The sequence below is a fragment of the Geomonas sp. Red276 genome, assembly GCF_054784495.1.
On the sequence record NZ_BLXW01000001.1, the window covers coordinates 107,479 to 133,617 of the forward strand.

At 65.2% G+C, this 26,139-nt stretch carries 22 protein-coding genes; 18 read left to right on the top strand and 4 right to left on the bottom strand.

From position 1 onward, the window contains the following. Positions 1 to 32: 32 nt before the first annotated feature. The 8 genes from kdpC (at position 33) to ACYVL5_RS00540 (ending at position 13,354) form a co-directional block, all read left to right on the top strand. The gene (gene kdpC / locus ACYVL5_RS00505; RefSeq protein WP_460593583.1) at positions 33 to 608 is read left to right on the top strand and encodes a potassium-transporting ATPase subunit C; all 576 of its coding nucleotides are present in this window, start codon (positions 33 to 35) and stop codon (positions 606 to 608) included. Continuing rightward, positions 605 to 3,301, top strand: coding sequence for a DUF4118 domain-containing protein (locus ACYVL5_RS00510; RefSeq protein WP_460593584.1), 2,697 nt, complete (start codon positions 605 to 607; stop codon positions 3,299 to 3,301). Before kdpC ends, ACYVL5_RS00510 begins: the two co-directional genes overlap by 4 nt. 205 nt (positions 3,302 to 3,506) lie before the next feature. After that, a complete protein-coding gene (locus ACYVL5_RS00515; RefSeq protein WP_460593585.1) occupies positions 3,507 to 4,097 on the top strand; it encodes a helix-turn-helix transcriptional regulator in 591 nt (196 codons plus the stop codon). Between the two features lie 434 nt (positions 4,098 to 4,531). Next, positions 4,532 to 5,449 (top strand): cytochrome C, encoded by a 918-nt coding sequence (locus tag ACYVL5_RS00520; protein WP_460593586.1) that lies wholly within the window; start codon positions 4,532 to 4,534, stop codon positions 5,447 to 5,449. A gap of 631 nt (positions 5,450 to 6,080) precedes the next feature. After that, a complete protein-coding gene (locus tag ACYVL5_RS00525; RefSeq protein WP_460593587.1) occupies positions 6,081 to 6,683 on the top strand; it encodes a TetR/AcrR family transcriptional regulator in 603 nt (200 codons plus the stop codon). A 30-nt stretch (positions 6,684 to 6,713) separates the two neighbouring features. Further along, positions 6,714 to 7,895, top strand: coding sequence for an efflux RND transporter periplasmic adaptor subunit (locus ACYVL5_RS00530; protein ID WP_460593588.1), 1,182 nt, complete (start codon positions 6,714 to 6,716; stop codon positions 7,893 to 7,895). A 244-nt stretch (positions 7,896 to 8,139) separates the two neighbouring features. Beyond that, the gene (locus tag ACYVL5_RS00535; protein ID WP_460593589.1) at positions 8,140 to 12,549 is read left to right on the top strand and encodes an efflux RND transporter permease subunit; all 4,410 of its coding nucleotides are present in this window, start codon (positions 8,140 to 8,142) and stop codon (positions 12,547 to 12,549) included. Between the two features lie 181 nt (positions 12,550 to 12,730). Continuing rightward, the gene (locus ACYVL5_RS00540) at positions 12,731 to 13,354 is read left to right on the top strand and encodes a LexA family protein (protein WP_460593590.1); all 624 of its coding nucleotides are present in this window, start codon (positions 12,731 to 12,733) and stop codon (positions 13,352 to 13,354) included. Positions 13,355 to 13,510: 156 nt separating this feature from the next. Here ACYVL5_RS00540 and ACYVL5_RS00545 read toward each other — a convergent pair whose 3' ends face one another. From ACYVL5_RS00545 to ACYVL5_RS00560, 4 genes are all read right to left on the bottom strand, one after another. After that, positions 13,511 to 13,984, bottom strand: a complete 474-nt coding sequence (locus tag ACYVL5_RS00545) for a hypothetical protein (RefSeq protein ID WP_460593591.1) — start codon at positions 13,982 to 13,984, stop codon at positions 13,511 to 13,513. Positions 13,985 to 14,180: 196 nt separating this feature from the next. Beyond that, positions 14,181 to 14,327, bottom strand: a complete 147-nt coding sequence (locus ACYVL5_RS00550; protein WP_460593592.1) for a hypothetical protein — start codon at positions 14,325 to 14,327, stop codon at positions 14,181 to 14,183. Positions 14,328 to 14,358: 31 nt separating this feature from the next. After that, positions 14,359 to 15,585: a GGDEF domain-containing protein gene (locus ACYVL5_RS00555; protein ID WP_460593593.1), complete on the bottom strand. Its 1,227-nt coding sequence runs from the start codon at positions 15,583 to 15,585 to the stop codon at positions 14,359 to 14,361. A gap of 179 nt (positions 15,586 to 15,764) precedes the next feature. Continuing rightward, positions 15,765 to 17,369: a thiolase family protein gene (locus ACYVL5_RS00560; RefSeq protein ID WP_460593594.1), complete on the bottom strand. Its 1,605-nt coding sequence runs from the start codon at positions 17,367 to 17,369 to the stop codon at positions 15,765 to 15,767. Positions 17,370 to 17,488: 119 nt separating this feature from the next. Between ACYVL5_RS00560 and ACYVL5_RS00565 the strand changes: the two genes are divergently transcribed. The 10 genes from ACYVL5_RS00565 to ACYVL5_RS00610 all read left to right on the top strand — a co-directional run bounded on the left by ACYVL5_RS00565 (position 17,489) and on the right by ACYVL5_RS00610 (position 26,123). Continuing rightward, a complete protein-coding gene (locus tag ACYVL5_RS00565; protein WP_460593595.1) occupies positions 17,489 to 17,842 on the top strand; it encodes a VOC family protein in 354 nt (117 codons plus the stop codon). Between the two features lie 4 nt (positions 17,843 to 17,846). Next, positions 17,847 to 18,314, top strand: a complete 468-nt coding sequence (locus ACYVL5_RS00570; RefSeq protein ID WP_460593596.1) for a WbuC family cupin fold metalloprotein — start codon at positions 17,847 to 17,849, stop codon at positions 18,312 to 18,314. Continuing rightward, positions 18,311 to 18,901 (top strand): SH3 domain-containing protein, encoded by a 591-nt coding sequence (locus ACYVL5_RS00575; protein ID WP_460593597.1) that lies wholly within the window; start codon positions 18,311 to 18,313, stop codon positions 18,899 to 18,901. The genes ACYVL5_RS00570 and ACYVL5_RS00575 overlap by 4 nt, the downstream gene beginning before the upstream one ends. 218 nt (positions 18,902 to 19,119) lie before the next feature. Beyond that, positions 19,120 to 20,424 carry a pyridoxal phosphate-dependent aminotransferase gene (locus tag ACYVL5_RS00580; RefSeq protein WP_460593598.1) on the top strand — a complete coding sequence of 435 codons (1,305 nt, stop codon included), beginning with the start codon at positions 19,120 to 19,122 and terminating at the stop codon, positions 20,422 to 20,424. Positions 20,425 to 20,772: 348 nt separating this feature from the next. Then, entirely contained in the window at positions 20,773 to 21,609 is an 837-nt protein-coding gene (locus ACYVL5_RS00585) for a CheR family methyltransferase (RefSeq protein WP_460593599.1), read from the top strand. Positions 21,610 to 21,645: 36 nt separating this feature from the next. Further along, complete coding sequence (locus ACYVL5_RS00590) at positions 21,646 to 22,971, top strand: methyl-accepting chemotaxis protein (protein WP_460593600.1); 1,326 nt, start codon at positions 21,646 to 21,648, stop codon at positions 22,969 to 22,971. After that, entirely contained in the window at positions 22,971 to 23,396 is a 426-nt protein-coding gene (locus ACYVL5_RS00595) for a chemotaxis protein CheW (RefSeq protein WP_460593601.1), read from the top strand. The genes ACYVL5_RS00590 and ACYVL5_RS00595 overlap by 1 nt, the downstream gene beginning before the upstream one ends. Before the next feature lie 19 nt (positions 23,397 to 23,415). Beyond that, on the top strand, positions 23,416 to 23,781 hold the full coding sequence (locus tag ACYVL5_RS00600) for a response regulator (RefSeq protein WP_460593602.1): 366 nt from the start codon (positions 23,416 to 23,418) through the stop codon (positions 23,779 to 23,781). 4 nt (positions 23,782 to 23,785) lie between these two features. Continuing rightward, entirely contained in the window at positions 23,786 to 25,504 is a 1,719-nt protein-coding gene (locus ACYVL5_RS00605; protein WP_460593603.1) for a chemotaxis protein CheA, read from the top strand. Between the two features lie 22 nt (positions 25,505 to 25,526). After that, positions 25,527 to 26,123 (top strand): chemotaxis protein CheC, encoded by a 597-nt coding sequence (locus ACYVL5_RS00610; protein WP_460593604.1) that lies wholly within the window; start codon positions 25,527 to 25,529, stop codon positions 26,121 to 26,123. Positions 26,124 to 26,139: the final 16 nt, after the last annotated feature.

Here is a 26,139-nt window from a genome sequence, read left to right on the forward strand (position 1 = left end):
TTACAGGTACAGGAACAACAAAGGAAACCGTTATGAGAGAATTTCGCCCGGCCATCATGCTGTTCATACTTTTTACCGTCATCTGCGGCGGGGTCTACCCCGCCGTGGTGACCGCCATCTCCGCCGCCTTCTTCCCCGACAAGGCGCAGGGGAGCTTCGTCACCGACGACCGCCAGCGCACGGTCGGCTCCCGCCTGATCGGCCAGCCCTTCTCGGAGGCGAGGTACTTCTGGCCCCGCCCCTCGGCCGCTAGCGACTTCCCCTACAACGCCCTGGGCTCCGGCGGCTCCAACCTGGCCCCCACCAACCCGGATTACCTGAAGACGGTGGCCGAGCGGGTCAGGGCGCTGCGGGATGCTGGCGTCACCGGCGTCATCCCGGCCGACCTCGTGGAGGCCTCGGCGAGCGGGCTCGATCCCGACATCTCGCCGGCGGCCGCCGCCGTTCAGATCGACAGGGTCGCCCGGGCGCGCGGGATGAGCGCGGCGGTGCTCAGGGACGTGGTGGCCACCCATACCCGCTCCCCGAGGTTCGGCTTCGTGGGAGAGCCGCGGGTGAACGTGCTTGCATTGAACCTGGCACTGGACGGGGTCAAGGTGAAACCATGAGAGACGACGAAGGGGCCCGCCCCTCCCCGGAAACCTTTCTGAAGGTGGCCCAGGCCGAGGAGGCCCAGAAGGGGTGCGCCAAGCTGAAGATCTTCCTCGGGTACGCGGCGGGGGTCGGCAAGACCTACTCGATGCTGGAGGCCGCCCACCAGAGAAAGCGCGAAGGGCGCGACGTGGTGGTGGCCTACGTGGAGTCGCACGGCCGAAGCGAGACCGACCTCCTCCTGGAGGGGCTGGAGGTGCTCCCCAAGGCGCGGCTCGAGTACCAGGGGGTGCTCTTGCCGGAGCTCGACCTGGACGCGGTGCTGGCGAGAAAGCCGCAGATCGCCCTGGTGGACGAGCTCGCCCACACCAACGCCCCGGGCTGCCGGCATGAGAAGAGGTGGCAGGACGTCGAGGAAATCCTCTCCGCCGGGATCGATGTCTACACCACGGTCAACGTCCAGCACTTCGAGAGCCTCAACGACGTGGTGGCGCAGATCACCGGTGTCGTGGTCCGGGAAACCATCCCCGATTCCCTCCTCGACCTGGCGGTGGAGATCAGGCTGGTGGACATCCCCCCCGAGGACCTGCTGCAGCGGCTCCAGGAGGGGAAGGTCTACATCCCCCAGCAGGCCGCCATGGCTACCGAGAAGTTCTTCAAGCCGGGGAACCTGATGGCGCTTCGCGAGCTGTCGCTGCGGCGCGCCGCCGCCCGCGTGGACGACCAGATGCGCGCCTACATGGAGTCCCGCTCGATCACCGGCCCCTGGCCCGCCGCGGAACGGGTGCTGGTCTGCGTGAGCGGGAGCCCCTTCAGCGAGCGGCTGATCAGGACGGCGCGCAGGCTGGCCGACGACATCAAGGCCCCCTGGCACACCGTCTACATCGAGACCCCCGGCAACGGGAAGCATCTCCAGGAGAACCGGATCCGGGTCTGGAAGGACCTGAGGCTCGCCGAGAGCCTGGGGGCGCAGGTGGCGAATATCACCTCCACCTCGGTCGCCGAGGCGCTGGTCGATTACGCCAAGCGCAACAACGTGACCAAGATCGTGGTGGGGAAGCCGTCCAAGCCGCGCTGGCGCGAGTTCCTCCGCACGCCGCTCGTGGACGAGGTGATCCGGCTCTCCGGCCACATCGACGTCCACGTGGTGAGCATCGCCGCCGAAGGGGAAGCCGCCAAGGTTTCCCGGCGCCCGAAGGTGACCGTCCGCTGGCCCGGCTTCGCCAGGAGCCTCGTGCTCGTGCTGTTCGCCTCGCTTTTATGCGAGCCGGTGCGCCTCTACCTGGCCCCCACCAACCTGGTGATGATCTACCTCCTCGCGGTGGTGTTGGCCGCCACCCGGCTCGGGAGGCAGGAGGCGATCCTCACCGCGATACTGAGCGTGCTGGCCTTCGACTTTTTCTTCGTTCCTCCCCGCTTCACCTTCGCCGTCTCCGATACCGAGTATTTCATCACCTTCGCCGCCCTTTTCACGGTGGGGATGGTGATCAGCACCCTGGTCTCGCAGGCGCGCGAGCGGGCGGACGCGATCCGCGAGCGCGAGGTGCTGACCGCCACCCTCTACTACTTAAGCCGCGACCTCGCCGTCGCCTCCGACCTCCCGGGGATCCTCGACGCCATCGTCAAGAACATCGAGCAGAGCCTGGGGGCGCAGCTGTTGGTGCTGCTTCCCGAGGGTGAGCACCTGGAGACCAAGGTGGCGAGCGCCGGGTTGAGCCTGGGGACCCGCGACCTCGCGGTGGCCGACTGGTCCTTTAGAAACCGCGCGGCCGCCGGGCACGGGACCGAAACGCTCGGCTCGGCCGAGTTCCTCTTCCTGCCGCTTTTGACCTCGGGGGACTCGCTCGGGGTCTTGGGGGTGAAGCTCAAGGACGAGCACGGCTACGACTCGCCGCTCGGGCGCCAGCTCCTGCTCGCCTTCACCACCCAGGTGGCGCTCGCCATCGAACGGGTGCTCTTCAGCAAGCAGGCCGAGCAGACCGAGATCCTGCAGGCGCGCGAGGGGCTGGAGAGGGCGCTTCTCAACTCCATCTCCCACGATCTCCGTACCCCGCTGGTCTCCATCTCGGGGTCTTTGGAGGCCCTCAGGGAGCGGGGCTCCAAGCTCTCCGGCGAGGACCGGGACGCGCTGGTGGAGGGGGCCTGGCTCGAGGCGGGGAGGCTCAACCGCTTCGTCGGCAATCTCCTCGACATGACCCGCCTGGAGGCCGGCGCATTGAAGCTCAAGAGGGAGCCGTGCGACATCCAGGACCTGGCAGGGTGTGCCCTGGCCGCGCTGGAATCCCAGCTCGCCGACCGCCAGGTCACCACGAAGTGGCCGGAAGATCTTCCGCTGGTGATGATGGACCCGGTGCTGATGACCCAGGTACTGGTGAACCTCCTGGAGAACGCGGTCAAGTATTCGCCGGCCGAAGAGCCGATCGAGCTGTCGGCGGAGGTGAGGGGCGGGGATCTCGAGATCCGGGTGGCCGACCGGGGCCGGGGGGTTCCCCCGCCCGACCTGGGAAGGATCTTCGAGAAGTTCTACCGGGTCCCCTACCCGGAGGGGGCGGGTGGGACCGGGCTCGGGCTCTCCATCTGCAAGGGGATCGTGGAGGCCCACGGAGGGAGCATCCGGGCCCAAAACCGCGGCAGGGGAGGACTGAGAGTGATCGTGACGCTTCCTCTCAAGGGCAACAACGAAGCCGCCGAGCGGGAGATAACTCGCTGATTGTAAAGGATTCCGACAGTAAAAAAATGTGTCATACCGTTTGAAATATGTGCCCAGTATATTAAACTCATTCCCAAACTTCCTTTTCCCGCAGAGACATAAGCACCTCACAGGGCAGAGATACTATCTGCCGAAGGGATCGCCTATGAGCCATGCAGAAAAAGAAGTCTTTCTGTTGGGAAGTAACAAATTGCAGATGACTTTGATGTCTCATTTTATTTCAGAAAGGCTTACCACTCCCTGCACCATAGTTTCCACTCTCGACGAGGTCTCCCTCTCTGAGGACAAGCAGCGGCTGGTCCTGCACGACTGTCGTGAGTGGCAGAACACCCTGAGCACCACCCGCGACGACATTTTCCAGGAGTGCCTGGCGAAAAACCTCGTGGTGCTCCTCAACGTCCCCACCAACCGGGGGATAGAGAGCGACGCCCTTTGTCACGGCGTGCGCGGTTTCGTCTATGAGCATGACAGCAGCGACGTCCTGCTCAAGATGATACAGGCGGTCTTCAGCGCCGAACTCTGGGTCTCCCGCAACGTCATGACCGAGTTCATCCAGCGAAGCAGCAGGAAGTTTCGCCCCGAGCCGGTCCTGACCCACAGCCAGGGGCCCGCCACCCTCACGTCACGGGAGATGGAGATTCTCAACGGCATATCGAGGGGTCGGTCCAACGAACGAATCGCGGATGATCTCTGCATCAGCCTTCATACCGTCAAGACCCACGTCTACCACATATTCAAGAAGATAAACGTCACCTCCCGCCTCCAGGCGGCCAACTGGTCCTCGCGGTACCTCTGACCCCGCCGCCAGGCATCGGCATCATACCCCATCCAGGGCCCGGAACGCTTTCGTTCCGGGCCTTTTTATTGCTTCCGCGAGGCGCTCCATTAGAGCCTGTCCACGATACGACTGACCACCTTCCTACGAAAAAAGTAGTATCTGTCCCGCCTATCCGCCATCCCCCACTACCACTTTGAGACCACGATAACCAATCGAAATATCAGTCTGAAATTAAGACCTTTGCATGATTGTGTGAGAAGAGGCAGCTAATATACTTCTTTAAAAATTTTCAACACACTCTCACAGACAGAGCAGAGAAAGACAGGACAACGCAGGAGAGTGGCATAAAACGCCACCAACTATGACAGTGGTTAGCCGGCATAATGCAATGCCTTTCACAACAGGTTACTCAGCCTGACAGTGATAATTCCAATGACAAAAGGAGAGGGCAGATGAAAAAAGCATTGACCGTCGTCGCAGCCGCAGGTTGTCTCGCAGTAGCAAACTTTGCTTTCGGTGGTATTCCCGCCGGCACCGGTGTGAACGGTTCTCTGCATGACATGACTGTCGTGGTAGGTACCAATGCCGACGCGATGGGCCGAGTCTGCGTTTTCTGCCATACCCCGCACCACGCGCAGTCCACCAAGACTGCCAGTACCACTACCGGAAGCACAGCGATCTATCCGCTCTGGAACCACGACATTCCCTCCGACGCCGGGTACACCCCGTACGCTTGGGCCACCCCGATGAACACCAAGGACGACCAGGGTAACTCCTTCACCATCACCGACCCCTTGGCCGGCCCGAGCCGTCTCTGCATGAGCTGCCACGACGGCGCCATCGCCATCGACCAGCACGGCGACGCCATGGCCAGCGCACCCACCACCTTCATCGGCAACGTCAACACCGGCTTGGGGCTTGGGCGCGGCCAACTCGGCAAGGACCTCACCCAGACCCATCCGATCGGCTTCGACTACGTGGCGATCGCCGCCTGGCGTAATGCCCACGCCAACAACGGCTTCGACAACGCCGACGGCACGAAATCCACCGAGATCGTCACCGCCGAGCATACCTACGCGACCCAGGTTGCCACCAACGGTACCGTCCAGGGCGTGTACAACACGGTGACCCGCGCGCCGGCCGGCAACAAGACCATCGGCGACAACCTCTACAACAGCAAGATCATGACCTGCGCCACCTGCCACGAGGTCCACAACAAGGAGAACGCCACCCAGGATCCCTTCACCGACGGCGGCACCAAGACGCTGAGCCTGGCCGGCACCAAGACCTTCGCGATGACGGCCCCGAACTACTTCCTGTACGCCAAGCAGACCGCATCCCTGATCTGCTTGTCCTGCCACGTGAAGTAGCGGCAGGCCCAAGGAACCCACACGGCAGCTGTCCGATAACCAGCGGCAATGTATCGAGGCAGCTGCTTTCCCGAAAGCAACACAGCAGCAATCGACAAGACAACGTCGAAGAAGTCCCTTTTGGGGGGGTTAACAGCCCCCCCTTTTTTATTGGCGGACCCGAGAGAAACCCGAGCTACCTTGCCTCGCCTCGGGCCCGGATTCACCACCAGCCGTGGGAGCTTCGGAAGGCGCAGTTGACCGGTTACCGGTCGACGATGTTGAAGGGGCAGGGGTTGCCGTCACCCGAAGGCGATCCGTTACTGTATTACAGCGAGAGTCAGCCCACCTCGATCAGGCCTTTGCAAATAGTGAGTTGACCGTCAGGCTCGTTGACTTTATTTGGTTTCTCCCTCGTATTGCTCTAAGTTTTCTCCGCCTCTCCATGACTCCGTGGCCTGTACTTCGGTCTTCTCCGATTTTCCTCCGTGTCTCCGCGGCAAGTCTTTCAACCTTCTCCGCTTTCCTCCGTGTCTCCGTGGCCCCCCTTCCTCACCTACCTACCGATCGGTAACTTTTCCCATTGACAGTGATCGGCAGTTGAGTTACTTACCGAGCGGTAGGTTTTTCATTCAATGATGCAGGAGTGAGCATGACGACCGCCACGACACAGGCCGAGCCGGAGACCGGTGCCAAGGAGAGGCTTCTCAACGCGGCTTTGACCCTCTTCAACGAAAAGGGATACGCCGCCTCGTCGGTCCGCGAGATCGTGGAAGCGGCCGGGGTGACCAAGCCGGTCCTCTACTACTACTTCGGTAGTAAGGAGGGGATCTACCTTGAACTGATGGAGAGCTCCTACCAGATGTTCCAGGCCATCGTCGCCAGGACGGTATCGCTTTCCGGCTCCACCGAGGAGAGGATCATCCAGTTTTGCGGCGAGCTCTTCGACATCTCCCTGCAGAAGCTTCCCCTGGTCCGCCTCATGAACGCGATCCACTACGGCCCGCCGCAGGGAACCCCCAAGTTCGACCTCGAGGTCTTCTCGGTCGCCATGATGGAGCTGCTCCTGCAGCTGATCAAGGAGGGGATCGACAGCGGCGAACTGAAAACCAACAACGTCGAGGACGTGGCCCGTACCGTGATGGCCATCGTCAGCTCGACCATCACCGAACAGCTCTGCAGCCGCGACAATAAGCCCGACCGGGCCACCCTGGTGCGGATGCTCCGCCTGCTCATGAGCGGCATGGCCAGATAATCAACCAGGTACCGAACTGGAGGAGTTGCGATGAAGATGAGGAAATTGACGATGATGGCGGTGGGGACCTCCCTGCTGCTCGCGGCCGCCACCGGCTGCTCGAAGAAAAGCGAAGCGAAGGTCCCCGCCGGGCCGCCGCAGGTTGCCGTGGAGACTCTCGCCGTCCAGGGGAGCGACCTGGTGGACGGCATCGAGGTGACCGGCACCCTGGCGCCCAAGAACGAGGCCGAGGTGAAGACCGAGATCCCGGGTCTCGTTAAGGAGCTCTACGTGACCGAATGGGTCCGGGTCCGCAAGGGACAGCCGCTCGCCCGCATAAGCCTGGCCGAGACCGAGGCGCTCGTGAAGCGCGCCGAGGCCAACGTGCAAAACGCCAAGGCCGCCCTGTTGCAGGTGAAGGTCGCGGCCGAGCGGAGCGAGCGGGAGAAGCAGCGGGTGATCAAGCTGAAAGAGGCGGGGCTCGCCACCCAGCAGTCGGTGGACGATGCCATCTCCGATGCCGAGGCCGCCCAGGCCCGGATCGAGGCCGCCCGCGCCCAGATCCGTGCGGGCGAGGAGGAGCTCTCCCAGCAGCGCGCGCGGCTCGCCAAGGGGCTCGTCCGCTCCCCGATCGACGGCGTGGTGGCTCTCAAAGACGTCAACATCGGCTCCCTCACCAGCGACGGGGCCGCCGCCAAGCCGATCTTCAAGATCGTCGACAACCGTCTCATGAACCTCACCGTCACCGTCCCCTCCTCCCAGATGGCCGGGGTGAAGCTCGGCCAGCCGCTGCAGTTCGTGACCGACGGGGTCCCCGGCAGGACCTTCACCGGCAAGGTCATGTTCATCAACCCCGCCGTCGACGAGGCGGACCGCTCCCTCAAGGTGATCGCCGAGGTCCCCAACGTCCCCGAGGTCCTGAAGGGGGGGCTCTTCGTCAAGGGGAAGATCCTGACCGGCACCCGCAAGAACGTCCTGCAGGTCCCGCGCGCGACGCTCGCCGGTCTCGACCTCGACAAGCACGCAGGCTACCTCTACGTGGTGGACCAGGGTATCGCCCACAGGCGCGAGGTGGTGACCGGCGCCGTGGCCGGCGAGCTGGTGGAGATCGCCTCCGGCGTAAAGGCGGGGGAGCAGGTTATCAGCCGCGGCGGCTTCAACGTCAAAGACGGCGACCGGGTAGTCGTCGCCAACGCCGCCCCCCCGGGCGCAACACTCCCGGCCAAACAGTAACCTCCGCTCATCCCCTCCCCCTGAACGGGTGAGCCAACTGCGTAGGTCGTGTTGAACAGCTTTACCGTGAAACGCGACGATTCACCTTGGCCACCTGGTGATGATGTCGCGTTTCGTTCCTCAACGCGACCTACGTCTCTAAAGGGGCGAGGGGAGATTGAAAGTCCCCCCCTCTCGCGAGGGGAGATGGATAGCCCGCCCTCTGGCGAGGGGAGCTCAGACCGCAGCAAAGGAATTTAGAGAGATGATTCTTTCCGACCTGTCCATCAAACGCCCCGTCTTCGCCGCCGTCCTCATGCTCGCCCTGGTGACCCTCGGCCTCTTCTCCTACCGCCGGCTCTCCGTCGAGATGTTCCCGAGCGTCGAGATCCCGGTCATCTCCATCGTCACCAAGTTCCCCGGCGCCTCCCCGGAGAGCATGGAGCGCGAGGTTTCCAAGAAGATCGAGGAAGCGGTCAACCAGATCGCCGGCGTGAAGCACGTGATGTCCTACTCCCGCGAGGGGGTCTCCACCGTCATGGTGCAGTTCCGCCTGGAGGAGAAGATCAACGAGGTCTCCCAGGAGGCCCGCGCCAAGATCAACGGCATCCGCGGCAACCTCCCGGCCGGCATCGAGGACCCGATCATCCAGAAGCTCGACTTCAACGCGCTCCCGGTCGTTTCCCTCGCCGTCCAGGGTAAGGGGCTCTCCACCAAGGAGCTCACCACCCTGGCCGACAAGCAGATCAAGCGGCGGCTGGAGAACGTGGCGGGGGTCGGCAAGGTCGACATGGTCGGCGACGCCAAGCGCGAGGTGACCGTGACCATCGACCCGGCACGGCTGGAGGCCTTAGGCCTCGGCGTCGACGCCGTGGTGGCGGGGCTCAAGAGCGAGAACGTCAACACCCCGCTCGGGCGCCTCACCCAAGGGGGGAACGAGTACCCGATCCGCATCTCGGGGAAGCCGGACCGTGTGGACGGCTTCCGCAACATGGTCATCGCCCAGCGGGGCGGGCGCGGCATCACCCTGTCCGAGGTGGCCGGCGTCACCGACGGCGCCAAGGAACAGCGCTCGCTGGCGCTCATCAACGGCGAACCGGCGGTCGCCCTCGACGTCCTCAAGCAGTCGGGCGCCAACATGGTCGAGGTGGTCGACGGGGTGAAGAAGAGCGTCGAGAAGCTCAAGAAGGAGCTCCCCGCGGGCGTGGAGCTCACCGTCGTGCGCGACGCCTCCATCCCGACCCGCGAGTCGCTCGCCGACGTCAAGGAGACCATGCTGATCGGCGGCCTCCTCACCATCGTCATCGTCTTCTGCTTCATCAACTCCTGGCGCTCCACCGTCATCACCGGCCTCACCCTCCCCATCTCGGTCATCTCCTCCTTCATCGTCATGACCGCCATGGGAATGACCTTGAACGTGATGACCCTGATGGCGCTCTCCCTGGCCATCGGCCTTTTGATCGACGACGCCATCGTGGTCCGGGAGAACATCGTCCGCCACCTCGAACACGGCGAGGACCACATCACCGCCTCCCGCACCGGCACCTCCGAGATCGGGCTCGCGGTCTTCGCCACCTCCATGTCCATCGTCGCCGTCTTTGTCCCGGTCGCCTTCATGCGCGGCATCGTCGGCCGCTTCTTCTTCCAGTTCGGGATGACGGTCGCCTTCGCCGTGCTGGTCTCCCTCTTCGTCTCCTTCACGCTCGACCCGATGCTCTCCTCGCGCTGGCACGACCCGGCCATCGAGCTCAAGGGGAGAAGGATCGGCATCGCCAGGGTGCTGGACCGCTTCAACGACCGCTTCGACGCCTGGGCCGACCGCTACCGCAAGGCGATCACCTGGGCCCTCAACCATAGAAAGAGCGTGCTGGCCCTGGCCTTCGCCTCCTTCGTCGCCGGCATCGTCATCTTCGGCACCCTGGAGAGCGCCTTCATGGCCAACGACGACAAGGGGGAATTCCAGGTCGTCTTCAAGACCGCCCCGGACGCGAGCATCGCCGAGAGTACCGGACGCCTGAACGCCATGCTGGCCGCCATCAGGGGGATCCCGGAGGTCGACCACACCTACGCCTCCATCGGGGCGGGCGACAGCGGCACGGTGCGCGAGGGCTCCCTCTACGTGAAGCTCAAGGAGAAATCGGAGCGCAAGAGGAGCCAGGAGCTCGTCCAAAAGGAGTTCCGCGAAAAGCTGAAACTGATCCCCGGCATCACCACCTCGATCGAGCGGGTGGGAGACGTCGGCGGCGCCCAGAAGCCTTTGCAGGTGAACCTCAAGGGGGAGGACATCCCGACCCTCAAGCGCTACGCCGCCCAGCTCAAGCAGGAGATCTACAAGATTCCCGGGATCGTCGACCTGGAGGTGACCCTCGAGCACGACATCCCGGAATACCGGATGACGGTCGACCGGGCCCGCGCCCAGGACGCCGGCGTCAACACCAACGACATCGCCTCCACCGTATCGCGGCTGATCGGTGGCGAAGCGGTCTCCACCTACGAGGATGAGGACGGCGACGCGGTCGACGTGCGGGTCCGCCTCCCTGAGGCGCTGCGCAGAAGCCCCTCCCAGGTGCGCGACCTGAAGCTCGCGGTCGCCAAGGGGGGCGAGACCGCGCTGGTGCCGCTCGCCAACCTCACCCGCTACGAGGTGAGCAACACCCCCTCCCAGATCGAGCGCCGCGACCTCTCCCGGCTGGTCACCATCAGCGCCAACCTGGACGGGCTCCCGCTCGGTACCGCGGTCCAGAAGGTCAAGGAGGCCGCCGCCAAGATCCCGATGCAGCCCGGCTACTCGGTCGGATTCTCCGGCGAGGCGGAGGACATGGCGGAGACCTTCGGCTACATGGCCGAGTCGCTCATCATCGCCATCGTCTTCGTCTACCTCATCCTGGCCGCCCAGTTCGAGTCGTTCCTGGAGCCTTTGGCCATCATGCTCTCGCTCCCCCTATCCATCGTGGGGATGGCGGGGATGCTGAAGCTCACCGGCGACACGGTCAACATCATGTCCCTCATCGGCCTCATCATGCTGATGGGGCTCGTCACCAAGAACGCCATCCTGCTGGTCGACTACGCGAAGGTCCTCCAGGAGCGGGGGATACCCCGCTTCGACGCGGTGGTCGAGGCGGGGAGGACCAGGCTTCGGCCGATCGTGATGACCACGCTGGCCATGATCTTCGGGATGATGCCGCTCTTCTTCGCGCTCGGGAGCGGCGCGGAGATGCGGGCCCCCATGGCGCGCGCCGTAGTCGGGGGGCTCCTCACCTCCACCATGCTGACGCTACTCGTGGTACCGGTCATGTACACCGTGCTGGACGATCTCGAGGCGTGGCTCAAGCGGAAGTGGCGCGGGAAGAAGGGACCTGCCGCCGCCCAGGCCGCCCTCGTCGTCCTCGGGCTCTCCCTCACCCTGGCGCTCTCCCCCGGGATCTGCCGGGCCGCCGCGCCGAGGACCCTCACCCTCGACGACGCCCTCTCCATCGCCATGGAGCAAAACCGCGACATCCAGAAGGCGCGCGCCTACGGCCAGCTGGTCGAGGGGAAGTATCTCGAGGAGCGGGCCGCCGCCCTCCCCTCCCTCTCCCTGAACGCCTCGGCGGTCTACAACCGGGACGACAGCCAGAGCGCCCTCATGGGGGGGATCTCCACCACCCGGCAGGGGGTCGCCGACCTCCGGCTCACCCAGACCCTCTTCAGCTGGGGGAAGGTGGGGGCCGCCATCCGCGGGGCATCGGAGGGGATGAAGACCGCCGAGGACCAGCTCCGCCTCTACCAGCAGGCCGCCCGCCGCGACGTGACGGTCGCCTTCTACGATGTCCTCCTCGCCAAGGAGCTCAGGGCGCTCGCCCTCTCCAACCTGCAGCAGAAGGAGCGCCACCTGGCCGAGGCCGAAAAGAGGCTCGCCGCCGGGGTGGCGACCGACTACGACGTGCTGGCCGCCCGGGTCGGGGTGGATAACGCCCGCCCGGAGCTGATCCGCCGCGAGAACGCCATCAAGACCGCCAAGGAGCGCCTGAGGCTCGTGCTGGCGCTGGAGCCGGGGGAATTGGAGGTTGCGGGCGAGCTGACCGCCAACCCGGTTCCCATCCCGAGTTTCGAGGATTCGCTGGCCACCGCGCGCAAGATGCGCCCCGAGCTCTCGGACCTCAAACACCGGGTCGGCATCAACAAGGAGCTGGTGGCCATCGCCGCCGCCGAAAACAAACCGCAGCTCGATCTCAAGGGGGGAGTCGGCTACCACCAGCTGGAGGCGGCCGGGCGGACTTGGCAGGGGGGCGCCTACGACGTCGGCCTCTATCTCACCTTCCCCTTCTTCGACGGCTTCCGGACCAAGGGGAAAGTCGAGCAGGCGAAGAGCGACCTGAGGACCCGCGAGCTGGAGGAGGCCCAGCAGCTCGACTCGGTTTCGCTCGAGGTGAGGGACGCGGGGTTCAACGTGACCGAGGCGGCGGAGATACTGAAGGCGCTCGCCGGCACCGTGACCCAGGCGGAGCGGCTCCTCTCCATGGCCGAGCAGGGGTACCAGCTGGGGGTAAAGACCCGGCTGGAGGTGGAGGACGCCGAGACCAACCTCGTGCAGGCCAAGGGTAACCTGGCCCAGGCCCGGCGCGACTACCGGGTCTCCCTCGTTAACCTCGCCTGGTCCACCGGTGTGCTCGGCGAAGGCGCCGCCATCCCCTGAGGCCGCCGGTCCATCGCCCCTAGACCCGACGTCATCCATTATCTCAGAAATATCACTAAGCGATTATTTTATTGCAGTCGTGATAAAAAGGTGATAAATAGGCTCCGTATACCTAATACCTTGCCTCGCTTGGGGATCGTGTCGCTAGTCCCTGGCGGGGGAATTTCCTGGAGATACGGAGATGGCGGTGGAATACAAAGCCGAGACCGGAGAACGGATCAGGAAGGCCAGGCAGGCCTTGGGGCTCACCCAGAAGCAGTTCGCAGCGTCGCTTGGGATCGTGCAGGGCTTTTTGAGCGGTATCGAGACCGGGAGGAAGCGCCCATCCGACACGCTTTTGATCGCCCTTTCGCACACGCACGGGATCAACTCGGACTGGCTGATGGAGGGGCTCGGGGAGCCGTTCAAGACCCCGGTCCCCCCGAAGGCCTCGTCCACCACCCATGCACCGCTTCTGGAGGTGATCCCCGAGCAGTTCCCGCAGGCGAAGGGGAACGTCAAGGGATACGTCTCGGTTCCCGACCTCCCCGAGGGGTGCTACGCCATCGTCTGCTACGGCGACTTCATGGCGCCGACCATCCGCGACGGAGACATCGTCATCTTCAAGCCGGACGCCGAGACCAAGAGCGGCGACATCATCCTGGTCAACAACCTCTGGGGTGAGCCGATCCTGCGGCGGTACCGCCTGAGAAACGAGGAAGTCTACCTGGCACCCGACAATCCCGCCTATGCACCCTTCCGCCCCGACAAGGGGACCCGGACCTTCGGGACCGTGGTCGAGGTCTGGCGCAAGGTTCGCATCTAGCGGCGAGTTCGGGTGCAGGTCAACGGCGACCGTCTACCCTGCCGGCAACGGCGCCGGCGACTGACGAAAAAAGGGGTGCCCCTGCGGGCGCCCCTTTTATTTTTGCTTCACTCTCTTTCCTAATTCCGTCCGGTCCGTCCCCCGGCACCCTTCCCCTTAGCTCCTCCCCCCTTTTCGGCAGACCCTGGTCCAGTACTCCGACGCCGCGGTCCGTTCCAGTTCCTCGTGCATCTCGGCCTGGTGGTCTTTCGAGTGGAGGATGGCGGCGGTCTCCTTCAACCGGTGGCAGAAACCCTCCCGGTCCTTGAAATCCTGCCCGAGCACGAACTGGTCGTACAGCCCCTTCATGTTCCTGATCTTGACGTGGACCTGGGGGAGGCGCCCGATGGAGTCGCCGTGCAAAGGCTTCACGAGCGAGTGGTAGCCGTCCCAGAGCGCGCCGGCCAGGGGGGCGATGGTGGGGAGATCGGGAACGATCACCTTCCACCCCACGGCGGCGGTCATGATGATCCCTTCGGGTGGCTGGGCAAGGAAGTAGTGGGCGGCCGGGGCCTCTTCGGCGAGGAAGCGGACGAAACGGCCGGAGGAGAGCGGGTCGCTGACGTGCATCAAGGAACCATGGAGCAGCATGGCAACCTCCCCTTCATGGCGCGCCGCAACCGCGGCCGGCTCGGGCCGCAGCCCTGGTACCGTCAACCGCGCCGTCGCAACGGGCGCCATTAATGCGGGTTAAGTTACGCCAGTTAATTACAGGGTGTCAAGCTTATAATGAGCAGGAGGGGCCGCAGGATAGCGGAGGCGGGGCTTTGGCGGCCGCTTTCCTGCGTCATTCCCGGGCCTGGGCGGCTTCCCGCGCCTTCTGTTCGAGCTGCCGCCTGCGGCGCCCGCCGAGGAAACTCTCCTCCACCACGACGGCGACGAAGAGGACGAGGAAGAGGGCGAAGATGATGCCGAGTATTTTGAAGAGGAACATGATGTGAGCCTTCCTTGTGAGATTTGTCGAGTCAGGTGGCGACCTGGTTGCGCCCGCGCTGCTTGGCCCGGTACAGGGCCCTGTCGGCGGCCTTGATCACCTCGCCCGGGGTGCGCATGTTCTCCCCGGAGGCGGCCACGCCGATGCTTATGGTGACGGTGACCGATTTCCCGCTCCCTGCGCCGCCGCTTCTCTTGGCCTTGCCGGCCGCGGCCTCTTTGGGGCGGTCGGTCCCGCGGATCCAGAGCTGGTAGCCCCCGATCTCCTTGCGGAGCTCCTCGAGGTGGGGGGTGACCTCCTTCAAATCGCGGCGGGGGAAGATGATGGTGAACTCCTCCCCGCCGTAGCGGAAGGGGCGCCCTCCCCCCTTCACCTTGGCGATCCGGGAGCCGACCATCCTGAGGACCTGGTCCCCCACGTCGTGCCCGTAGGTGTCGTTGAACCGCTTGAAGTGGTCCACGTCGAGCATGGCCACCACGTAGCGCCTCCCGAGCCCCATCACCTGCTCGTTGAGCGCCCGGCGGGAGGGGAGCCCGGTGAGGTCGTCGGAAAAGGCCATCGAGTGGGAGTCCTGCAGGACGGCGATGGTAAGGAGCAGGATGGCGGCGGTGACGAACAGGGTCGGGACGAACTGGTCGCCGACCCGGTTCATGGCGATCCCGAGGGCGACGACCCCGCCGAGGAGGGCCACGTCGATCGGAGAGCGGCGCCTGGCCACCCGGACCAGGATCAGCAGGGCGCTCAGCACGAAGGCCGCCACCGCAGGCTGGGTCAGGGTGGATCCTTCCGGGAGCGGCACCGCCACCAGCTGGCGGCCGACCAGCTCCGTCAGCCTGGCCGAGGAGGCGGGGGAGCGGACCGCCCAAAAGACGGCTCCCACCTGGAGCCCCAAAAAGGCCAGCCGCAGCCTGCCGGAATGGGTGAAGATCCCCCGCTCCCGCATGAAGCAGATGAGGAAGAGGTTGCCCGGCAGGAGCACGGAGGCGGCCAGGTAGACGGTACGGGGGAGCGTGCCGGGGAGATAGGGGGGCGGGTAGGCGCGGGTCAGGAGATAGAAGGCGGCCGCCAGCAGCAAGGGGAGGAACACCCGGCCGCGGTTGAAGGCGACGCTCAGGGCGAGCCCCCCCGAAAGGGCGAGGTAGGGGGCGAACAGGGCGAGCTCCCGCTGCGAGGGGGTCATGGACGGCACCCGGTGCAAGGTGGCGAAGGTCGCCACCAGGAGCGCGGCCGGCAGGGCGATGCCCGTCAATCTTTTCATAAAAGCGTACGACACTTGGGGACTTCTCTCCGCTTCCCTCTACTTCAATAGGTCTCGCTACTATTCCTGATCGGCGATCTTGGCTACCTGAGCCCCCCTGATCCGCAGGGGGGAGTGGCTCCGCCAGGGGGACAGGCACCGAAACGGAGCCAGTCCCCTCTCCCTTTTCACTATCGGCTTCAGCCGTTGCCGGTCAGCTTCTTCCACCCGTTGCCGGCCAACTCGAGCACCCCCTCCACCGTGCGGCGGTAGAAGCGCTTGACCGGGATCCGGTTGACCAGGATCTCCTCGCCGGTCCGCTCGAGGGTCACCGGGTCGCCGGGCTTGAGGGCGGCCACCTCCTGGGCGTGCTCGCCGCCGATTCCGAACAGGAAGGGATAGCGGGTGCCATTCACCAGGCAGGAGACGATCACCACCGCCGCCTCGGGGTTGCCGGTCTTGAAGTCGAAGCGGGTGGTGGCGGTCACGAAGCGCCCCTCGACGACGCCGGCCCCGGCCAAAAGCTCGGCTACGTTGAGCTGCTTGGGCTTCAGGTGCCCCAGGGCCGGAAGCCCCCAGGGGGAGAGTTTAGGCCGCGGGCGGCTGTGGTAGTGGGAGCTCCGCTCGAGCAGGGTGACCACGTTGTTGTTGATCGGTCCGCCGATGGAGTGGGCGATCCCCATCTCGAAGCGCCCCTGGCTGATCAGGCGGTGGTTCTCCACGATCTGGATCATCCCGGTGGCCCCCAAGGGATGGCCGCGCCCCTTGAGCCCGCCGGTGATGTTGGTGGGGAAGGCCCCCTGCTCGCCGGTCAATTCGTCGTTCAGGAGCACTTCGATGATCCGCCGGCGGTGCACGAAGCCCAAGTCGACCATGTTGATGGGACCGAAGCCGTTGAAGGGGTCGTGCATGTTGACGTGGATCTTCCCGGCGAAGGCCTTGATGTCCTTGATCCCCGCCATGGAGTATGCCTCGGCGGCCGCCCGCACGGTGGCGGGGAAGCTGTGGAAGTAGGGGCGGTCGGCGATGGTCGGGATGTCGGTGGCGCTTCCCACCCCGGAGACCACCACCTCGTGCGGGGTGGCGCTCAGGATGACCCCGGCCACCCCGTCGGACATCGGACAGAAGTCGTGGTAGCGAAGCGGCCACCAGTAGCGGTAGTTCTTCCCGTTCTGGATCTGCCGGTAGTACTCCTCGAGCGGGATCTCGAAGTTCAGGTGGGCCTCGGGGTTTCTGGCGGCGAAGCGGTGAGCCCTCTGGGTGAGAAGGGCCGAGAAGGCGGTCCACTCCTCGTCGGAGAGCTTCAGCCTTTCCATGAGCGAGCGGGCCACCAGCGCGCCGCAGGCAGGCATGCTGAGGCCGAACTCCCCCTCGTCCCGGTCGATCACCCCGGCCACGATACGGGTCGCCTGGGGGGTGGCGACGTCGCTCATCTTCTGGATCCCGAGGGCTACGACGTGATCGCAGCGGCCGGAGGCGACCTGCAGGTAGGCGTATTCGAGGGCCGAGGCCCCGGAGGAGGAGGCGGTGTCGATCAGCACCGACTTGGCCCCCGAGATGCCGAGCACCCCGGCGATCTTGGCGGCGGTGTTGTCGACACCGGAGAAGGCGACCGGGTTCTGGCAGCCGACCACGACCGCCCCTATGTCGGAGCGCCTGACGCGCCCGTGGGAGAAGAGTTGTCCGGCCTTTTCGGCCAGTTCGAGAAAGCTGGCGGCCTCGCGTTCCCGGCCGTTATAACGGCCGACCGGCGCCATGAAGGAGGAGGCAACATACACCTCCCGCGGCGTAAATGCTTGTTCCACACTGCCCCCCTGGATCAAGGGACCGCCCGGCCGGCGGCACCATCATAAGGCTTGCCAGCGGGGGTCCACTCTGCTATCTATTAGAACGCTGTCACAACATACCACCTCAGGCGGTCCCTATGGTAGAAAAAATTAAGAACGTAGTCGTATTCGTCAGGAATATCCCCAACGCCCGCACCTTTTACCGCGAACAACTCGGCCTGGAGCCGGGCGGGGAGACCGAGTACATGATGGAATTCCTCCCCAACCAGGGCAGCACCCTGGGGATCTCGCTCGCCATGCACGAGGCGGCCCAGAAGCTGGTCGGCCGCCACACCGGGGTGACCCTCAGCGTCAAGGGGCTCGAAGAGCTCTGCCAGCGGCTCACCGCCCAGGGGGTCCGCTTCACCGAGCCCCTCGAGAAGACCCCGTGGGGGAAGATGGCGGTAGTGGCCGACCCGGACGGCAACGAGTTCGCCCTGGTGGAGATGTAGCCCGATGAGAGCGATCGAAGCTTCGACCCTGGACGCGGTCACCGAAGAGGCCCGGCGCTCGCCGCGGCTGAGAAAGAACCACAACCTCCACGATAGCGACCTAAGCGCCTGCCACCGGCTCTTCAACGCCATCGAGCCCACCTCCTACATCCGTCCCCACCGGCACCTCGACCCCGACAAGGACGAGACCTTCGTGCTCATCCGGGGAAAACTCGGCGTGGTGAGCTTCGATGAGGAGGGGAAGGTGACCGGCACCGTGCTCCTCGAACCGGCGGGGGCCGTTGCGGCCGACATCCCGCACGGCGAGTTCCACGGGGCGGTCTCCTTGGAGCCGGGGACCATCTTCTTCGAGGCCAAGGCGGGGCCGTACCTCCCGCTTTCCCCCGATGAGGTGGGGTCCTTCGCCCCGGCCGAAGGGACCCCCGAGGCGGCCGGCTACCTGGAAGGGCTCCGCGCCCTCTTCGCCAGATGAGAAGATCCCTCCTCGTTGCCATCCTGTTGGCTATCATGTTCGCCACCCCTGCCCTGGGCGCCCTCTGGCCCCAGCGCCCCTTCGCCGGTTGCGGCGTGCTGGTGGTCGCCGAGGCCCCCGAGGGGGGGGCGGCCGACATCGTCATGTACGTGGAACCGGGGGTGGGGAGGATGGTGGAGACCCGCTCCGACCGACTACCCAGGCTTGCGGGGAGCGACAGCGAGCCGGTCTTGGCGGTGATGGCCCGCCGCGGCAGATGGGTGCAGCTCGCCTACGACGACGCCGGGAGGACCGGCTGGGTCGAAAAGCGCCGCTCCTGGAGGTTTCTCGAGTGGCCGGAATACCTGGCCGGCCGGGAGCTGCAGCTCCTCTCCGGCGTCCGGAAGGCCGACCAGGCGGTGAAGGGTGCCCCCTCCGGCGAGGCGCTCGAACTGGGAAGCGTTTCGCCGCTGCAGCCGGTCAGGGTGCTCAAGACCGAGGGGGCGTGGGCACTCCTCGACTCCCCCTCGGGATGGATCAAATGGCGCGACCGCGACGGCCGGCTCACCATCGGGATGCCGGAGGGCGACGAGTCAGAAAAGCGTTGACAAGACACACCCTCCGTGTTATTCGAAGGTCCATGCAAACTAACAGCGTTACATCCGGTGGCCCCGTCCACCGCGCAGCAGCAGCGGCTATCAACTGACAGAGCCGCCACTGCTGATTCAGAAAAACCAGATCGTTTACTGAAGGCCGTGGGGGACACCTGCGGCCTTTTTGTATATCTGAACCAAATAAAAGCAAGGGTGCCTTGAGGGGGAAAGAGATGCGCAACGAGATAGTCACTCCCGGCGCGGGAGAACTGACCTACGAGATCCGAAACATCGTCACCGTGGCCGAGAAGGTGCAACGCTTCGGCGTGAAGATCAACTGGGAGAACATCGGCGACCCGATCGTCAAGGGGGAACAGATCCCGACCTGGATGAAGGAGATCGTGGCGGGCGCGGCCATGGAGGACGAGACCTACGCCTACTGCCCGACCCGCGGCGTGCTGGAGACCCGCGAGTTCCTGTGCGAGCTCACCAACAAGCGGGGGGGGGCGCAGATCACCCCGGACGACATCATCTTCTTCAACGGCCTGGGGGACGCCATCGCCAAGGTCTACGGCAACCTCCGCCCGGAGAGCCGCGTGCTGATGCCGTCGCCGACCTACACCACCCACTCCATCGGTGAGGCCGCCCACGCCAACGCGAGCCCGGTCTGCTACCGTCTCAAGCCCGAGGACAACTGGTACCCGGACATGGAAGACCTGGAGTGCCACGTCAAGTACAACCCCCAGATCGCCGGCATCATGATCATCAACCCGGACAACCCGACCGGCATGGTCTACCCCCCGGAGGTGCTCAGAAAGATCGTCGAGATCGCCCGCACCTACGACCTCTTCATCATCGCCGACGAGGTCTACGGCAACATCGTCTACAACGGCGAGACCACGGTCCCCATCTCCGACGTGATCGGGGACGTCCCCGCCATCGCCATGAAGGGGATCTCCAAGGAGCTCCCGTGGCCCGGCTCCCGCTGCGGCTGGATCGAGGTCTACAACGGCGACCGCGACCCGCGCTTCAAGAAGTTCGTCAACTCGATCCTCTCCACCAAGATGAACGAGGTCTGCTCGACCACGCTCCCCCAGCGCTGCCTGCCGACCATCATGAAGCACGAAAACTACCAGCTCTACCTGAACGAGCGGATCGAGCGCTACCAGAAGATGAGCAACATCACCTACGACGCCCTGAAGAAGATCCCGTCGCTTTCGGTGAACCGGACCAACGGCGCCTTCTACATGGCGGTCCCCTTCAAGGAGGGGGTCTTGAACAACACCCAGACGCTTCCCATCGAGAACGCCGAGGTGCGGGAGCTGGTGGAGAACATCGTGAACGCCCCGGGGGTCGCCCCCGACAAGCGCTTCGTCTACTACGTGCTGGCCCACACCGGCATCTGCGTGGTGCCGCTCTCCTCCTTCAACACCGGGCTGCAGGGTTTCCGCGTCACCCTTTTGGAGCGCGACGAGGCGGAGTGCCGCAGGATCTACGGCACCCTGACCGACAAGATCGCCCAGTACCTCGCCTCCTGAGGCAAAAAGGCCCCGCCACCCGGCGGGGCTTTTTTTACTTTCACCTCTGGGGACAAGGGCACCGGGCGGCTTCCCTTAAGCTACCAACGGCTCCCCCCTCTCCCACCGGGAGAGGGGATGACTATACAAGGGGGGAGGGTGAGGGAAATCTCCCTGGAGGCGAGTGCGCTGACACGACCTGATCGTCTCATGAGCCCTCGAAGGCGCGGGAGTTCATTGACTTTTCCCGCGGACCTGTGTTATGGGAACTTCATTTAAGTTGCGTTTTTAATTATCGAATCGGCAGAGGTTTCAGATGTCCCCCATGTCCCGAGGTGCCGGGCAGGCGGCCCTGGCCACCGGCACCCCATGCTGAGTGAGCTCTTGGCCTCCCGCGAACCCGAGATACCGCCGGAAACCTTCGAGATCATCGGCCGTATCCTCAAGGCCCGCTCAGGGTTCAGCCTGGACGGGTACAAGGATCAGTGCGTCAAAAGGCGCATCAACATCCGGGTCAGGGCCACCGAATCCCCTTCGGTCGAGGCCTACAGCGCCCTATTGACCGAAGACCCCGCCGAGCAGGAAAGGCTGCTCCGTACCCTCACCATCCACGTCTCCCATTTCTTCAGGAATCCCAGCACCTTCGAGAAACTTGCCGCCGAGACCCTCCCCGAGCTCCTGGCGCGCCGCGCCCCCGAGCCGGTGCGGATACTGTCGGTGGGATGCGCCGCCGGGGAGGAACCGTACGGGATGGCCATCCTGCTGGCCGAGCGTTTCGCCGGCGAGCTCGACCGGGGGCTCTTCCAGTTGAGGGGATGCGACGTGGACCAGGGGGTGCTCGCGGCGGCCCGCACCGGGCTCTTCCACCCGGACCGGCTGAACCAGCTCTCTGCCGAGCGGCTCGCCCGCTGGTTCACCGGGCGGGGGGCGCAGTACGAGCTCTCCGAGGAGATCCGCTCGCTGGTCACCTTCTACCAGGCCGACCTGAACGACGACGTGGTCTGCCCGGAGAGCGACCTCATCCTCTGCCGCAACGTGCTCATCTACTTCGAACGGGGAAGGCAGGAAGCCATCCTCAACCGTTTCGCCGACGCCCTGGGGCCCGGCGGGGTGCTGGTGCTCGGCAAGTCCGAGACCATTTTCGGCTCGGTCCGCCGTCGCTTCCGGACCGTCTGCCCGGTGGAGAGGATCTACCGGGTTCTCTAGCTCGCAAAAGCTTTCCAGAAAAAGGAGCATGGCAATATGTACATCCAGATCGGCTACAAATTCATCCTCGGATTCCTGGCCGTGGTGGCAAGCACCGCCTTCGTCCCCTCCTGGGTCGGCGGTCTCGGCTACTCCCCACCGGTCACCCAACTCCTCACCTACACGGTGGCGCTCACCATCGGCCTGCTCCTCGGCTCCTTCTTCTCGAAAAGCTTCACCAAGAACATCTCGCTTCTGCGCAGGGCCACCGACGCCATCAGCAAGGGGGACCTCTCCCGGGACGTGCCGGTCGGCCAGCCCCGCTTTCCCGACGAGACGCACGACATGGCGGTCTCCATCAACACCATGGTGGAGAGCCTGAGGATCCTGGTCCGCAAGATCAGGGGGACCTCCGAGCGGGTCTCGGAATCCTCCCGCACCCTCTCCTCCACCGCGCTGCAGATCAACGCCTCCACCGAGGAGGTGGCCCAGGCCATCGAGCAGATCTCCCGCGGCGCCGAGAACCAGGCGGAGATGGTCACCAAGAGCTCCAAGGTGATCCACGAGATGGCGATCTCGGTCGACCTGGTCGCCCGCCGCGCCAAGGAGACCGCCAAGGCGGCCCGCGACACGAGCTTCACCGCCCAGCGGGGCGAGGAGCTCGCCAACGACTCCCTGGAGCGGATGAAGAGCTTCTTCGACTCGGTCGAGCTGATCAGCCTCCAGTTCATGGACCTAAACGGCAAGCTCCAGCAGGTGGGCAAGATCGCCGACTTCATCGTGGAGATGGCCCGCCAGACCAACCTCCTCGCCTTGAACGCCTCCATCGAGGCGGCCCGCGCCGGCGAGTACGGCAAGGGATTCGGCGTGGTGGCCGAAGAGGTCAGGAAGCTCGCCGACGGCAGCGCCAAGAGCGCCACCGAGATCCTCGACATGATCGACCTCGTGAAGGTGGAGAGCCACAAGCTGCAGGAGACCATCACCGAGAGCTCCCGCAACGTGGTGGCCGGCAAGAAGAACATCGACACCACCGGCGACGCCTTCAAGCAGATCCTCGCCACCGTCATCGAGACCGAGAGGAAGGCCAACTCCATCGCCGACCTCTCCCAGATGCAGACCGACGGCGCCGGCAAGATGGTCTCCATGATCGACGAGATCGCCAAGGTCGCCGAGGACAACGCGGCCTCCACCCAGGAGGTCTCGGCGGCCACCGAGGAGCAGTCGGCCGCCATGCAGGAGATGGTCTACCAGACCCAGGAACTCGCCAAGCTGGCCGAGTCGCTTTTGCGGTCGGTGGAGAAATTCCAGCTGGCCGGGGAGCCCGACGCACTCCTGAACCTCGATGAGGAGCCGCAGGAAGCCGCCCAAGAGGTCGCGCCGTGATGGAGGAGCGGCTGCTCCTTTTCAGCGCGGGGGGCGAAAAGTTCGCCTTCCCGCTGCACGAGGTCTGCGAGGTGATGGAGCTCCAGGCGAGCTACCCGTTCCCCCGGGCCCCGCGCCACTTCGTGGGACTGATCAACTTCCACGGGAACCTCACCGCCCTGGTCGACCTCGAGCGTTTCATCGGCCGGGAAGGGGGCGGGAAGCACGGGAAGGTGCTGGTACTGGACACCAAGATCGCCCACCTGGCCCTGCTGGTGGACGGGGTCCGCTCGATCCTGCCGGCCGGCGCCATCCTGGGGGCCTCGCCGGTGGAGGGGGACCCGATCGTCGCCGGCATGATCGAGACTGAGCAGGGGAGCTTCCGCCTGCTCGCGGTGGATCGCCTGGTGGACAGCCTGGAACAGGGGCTCAAAAAGAATTCGTAACAACGGAGGGAGGTAGTAGATGGCCAAGACGGTCATGATAGTGGACGACTCGCTCTTCATGCGGAAGATGCTCCGCGACATCCTGGAAGGGGAGGGATTCGAGGTGGCGGCGGAGGCTGCCGACGGCGACGAGGCGGTGACGAAGTTCCGCGACTGCCGTCCGGACGTCACCACGCTCGACATCGTGATGCCCAACAAGACCGGCATCGACGCCCTGAGGGAGATCATGACCATCGACCCGGCAGCCAAGGTCGTCATGTGCTCCGCCATGGGACAGGAGACCCTCACCGCCTCGGCCACCGAGGCCGGCGCCAAGGCATTCATCGTCAAGCCGTTCAACCCCGAGCTGGTGGCCCGGGTAGTCAGGGAAGTGGTCGAAGGCTGATTCCATGGACATGTCGCAGTACCGAAATCTCTTCCTCTCCGAGGCGAGGGAGTACCTGAAGAACATCGGCAACCAGGTGGTGGCGCTGGAGGAATCCCCCTCCGACCGCGCCTCCATCGACGGGCTCTTCAGGGCTGCCCATTCGCTCAAGGGGATGGCCGCTTCCATGGAGTACCAGGACGTGGTGGAGGTGGCCCACGGGATGGAGGACCTGATGATCAAGGTCCGCGACCGAGGTCTTCCCTTCGACGCGGGGATCGCCGATCTCCTGCTGGAGGGGACCGACCTTATCGACGGGCTCTTGAACGACGTGGCCGCCGACCTCGCGCCGCGCAGGATGGTGGGAGATTTCCCTACCAGGGTGCGGAGCTACCAGCCGGGGCAGGAAACGCCGCCCCCGGCCCCGGAGGGGGAGCCCCCGGGCGAGGCGCCCTCCCGGCCCGGGCACCCCCCCCCAGCGGCGCCTGAGCCGCCGCGCACGCCAGCCGCCCCACTGGCCGCCCCACTGGCCGCCCCACTGGCCGCCCCACTGGCCGCCCCACTGGCCGCCCCGCCGGCCGAACGTGAGCCCGCCGGGGAGCTGATCACCGTGCGGGTGAGGACCGAGCTCCTCGACCACCTGATCAACCTGACCGGCGAGCTGATCACCAACAAGCACCGGCTGTTGAACATCGGCCGCGAGTTGGGCTCCTCCGAGCTCGACGACGCCATCTCCGAAAACGGCAAGCTCCTGCGCTCCCTGCACGACGAGGTCATGAAGGTGCGCCTGATGCCGTTTGAGATCATCTGCGACCGCTTCCAGCGCTCGGTCCGCTCGCTCGCCAAGGGGGTCGGCAAGGAACTCCACTTCGAGCTGGAGGGGCGCGAGATCGGCCTGGACCGCGGCATCCTCGAGCAGCTGATCGACCCGCTGAACCACATCTTGAGAAACGCCGTGGACCACGGCCTCGAGAGTACCGCGGAGCGGCTGGCGGCCGGCAAGCCGGCCAAAGGACTCATAAAACTGGCGGTCTCCCGTGACCGCGACCGGGTGCTCATCACGGTGACGGACGACGGCCGCGGGATGGACCCGCAGCGGATGATCGAGGCGGCGCTCGCCAAGGGGGTGATCACCCGGGACGAGGCGGAGCGCCTCTCCCCCCGCCAGGCGCTGATGCTCTCCTGCATCCCCGGCTTCTCGACCGCCAGGGAGGTGACCGAGGTCTCCGGCCGCGGGGTCGGGATGGACGCCGTCAACGCCTCGGTGCAGAAGATGGGGGGGACCCTCATCATCGAGTCTGAGCCGGGCAAGGGGAGCAGCTTCACCCTGAGGCTGCCGATGACCATCGCCATCATCCACGCCCTCATCGTCCAGTGCGGCCCCTTGAAGGTCGGGGTGCCGGTGACCTCCGTGCACCGTACGGTCGAGCTGCGGCGCGACCAGGTCGAAACGACCGGCAAGCGCCAGATCTTCTACCTCGACGAGGAGCCGGTCCAGCTCCTGAGCCTCAACCGCGTGCTCGGGCTTCCGCTGGGGCGCTTTCCGAGCGGGATCGTGCCGCTGTTCGTCACCGAGGCCAAGGGGCGACGGGTGGGGATCGTGGTGGACCGGATGCACGGCCAGCACGAGCTCTACGTGAAACCGCTGGGGAGGCCCCTTTCCAAGCTGGTCGGCCTGGCCGGCGGGGCCATCCTCGGCGACGGGGAACTGGTAACCATTCTAGACCTGGCGGACCTGCTCTGACGCCCGGTCCCGGAGAGAGACGATGCCCACCCTCAAGCCTGCCGAACTGGACACGTTGACCGAGGCATGCAACATCGGCATGGGTCATGCCGCCACCGCCCTGAGCCAGCTGATGGGAAAGGGGGTCGACATCGAGGCGCCGCGCCTGCAGCTCGTGGAGAGCGCCGCGGTCCCCGGCGTCATGGAAGCCGAGCCGGTTTTGGGGCTCTCCCTGCAGATCCTGGGCAACGTGCGGGGGGGCATCCTCGTGCTGCTCAGGGAGCGGGACGCCCGCCGGATGCTGGAGCTTTTGCTCGGCAGGGACTACCAGGGGAAGGAAATCCTGTCGGATCTCGAGGTCTCCACCTTGAAGGAGATCGGCAACATCCTCGCCTCCGCCTGCCTCAACGCGCTCGGTAACATGCTGAAGATGACCCTGCTCCCCTCCATCCCCACCCTCATCTCCGGCGAGGCCGGGTCCATCATCGGGGAGATGGTGAGCCAGGACGGCCGCCAGGAGCCGGTGGTGATGGTCGACACCGTCTTCTCCATCTCCGAGGCGCTCTGCGGCGGAAGCCTCTTCCTGATGCCCGCCGAGGAGTCCCTCGCCGCCATCGTCGCCGGTCTCGGAGCCCGGTGACCCCGCCCAGGCGCTC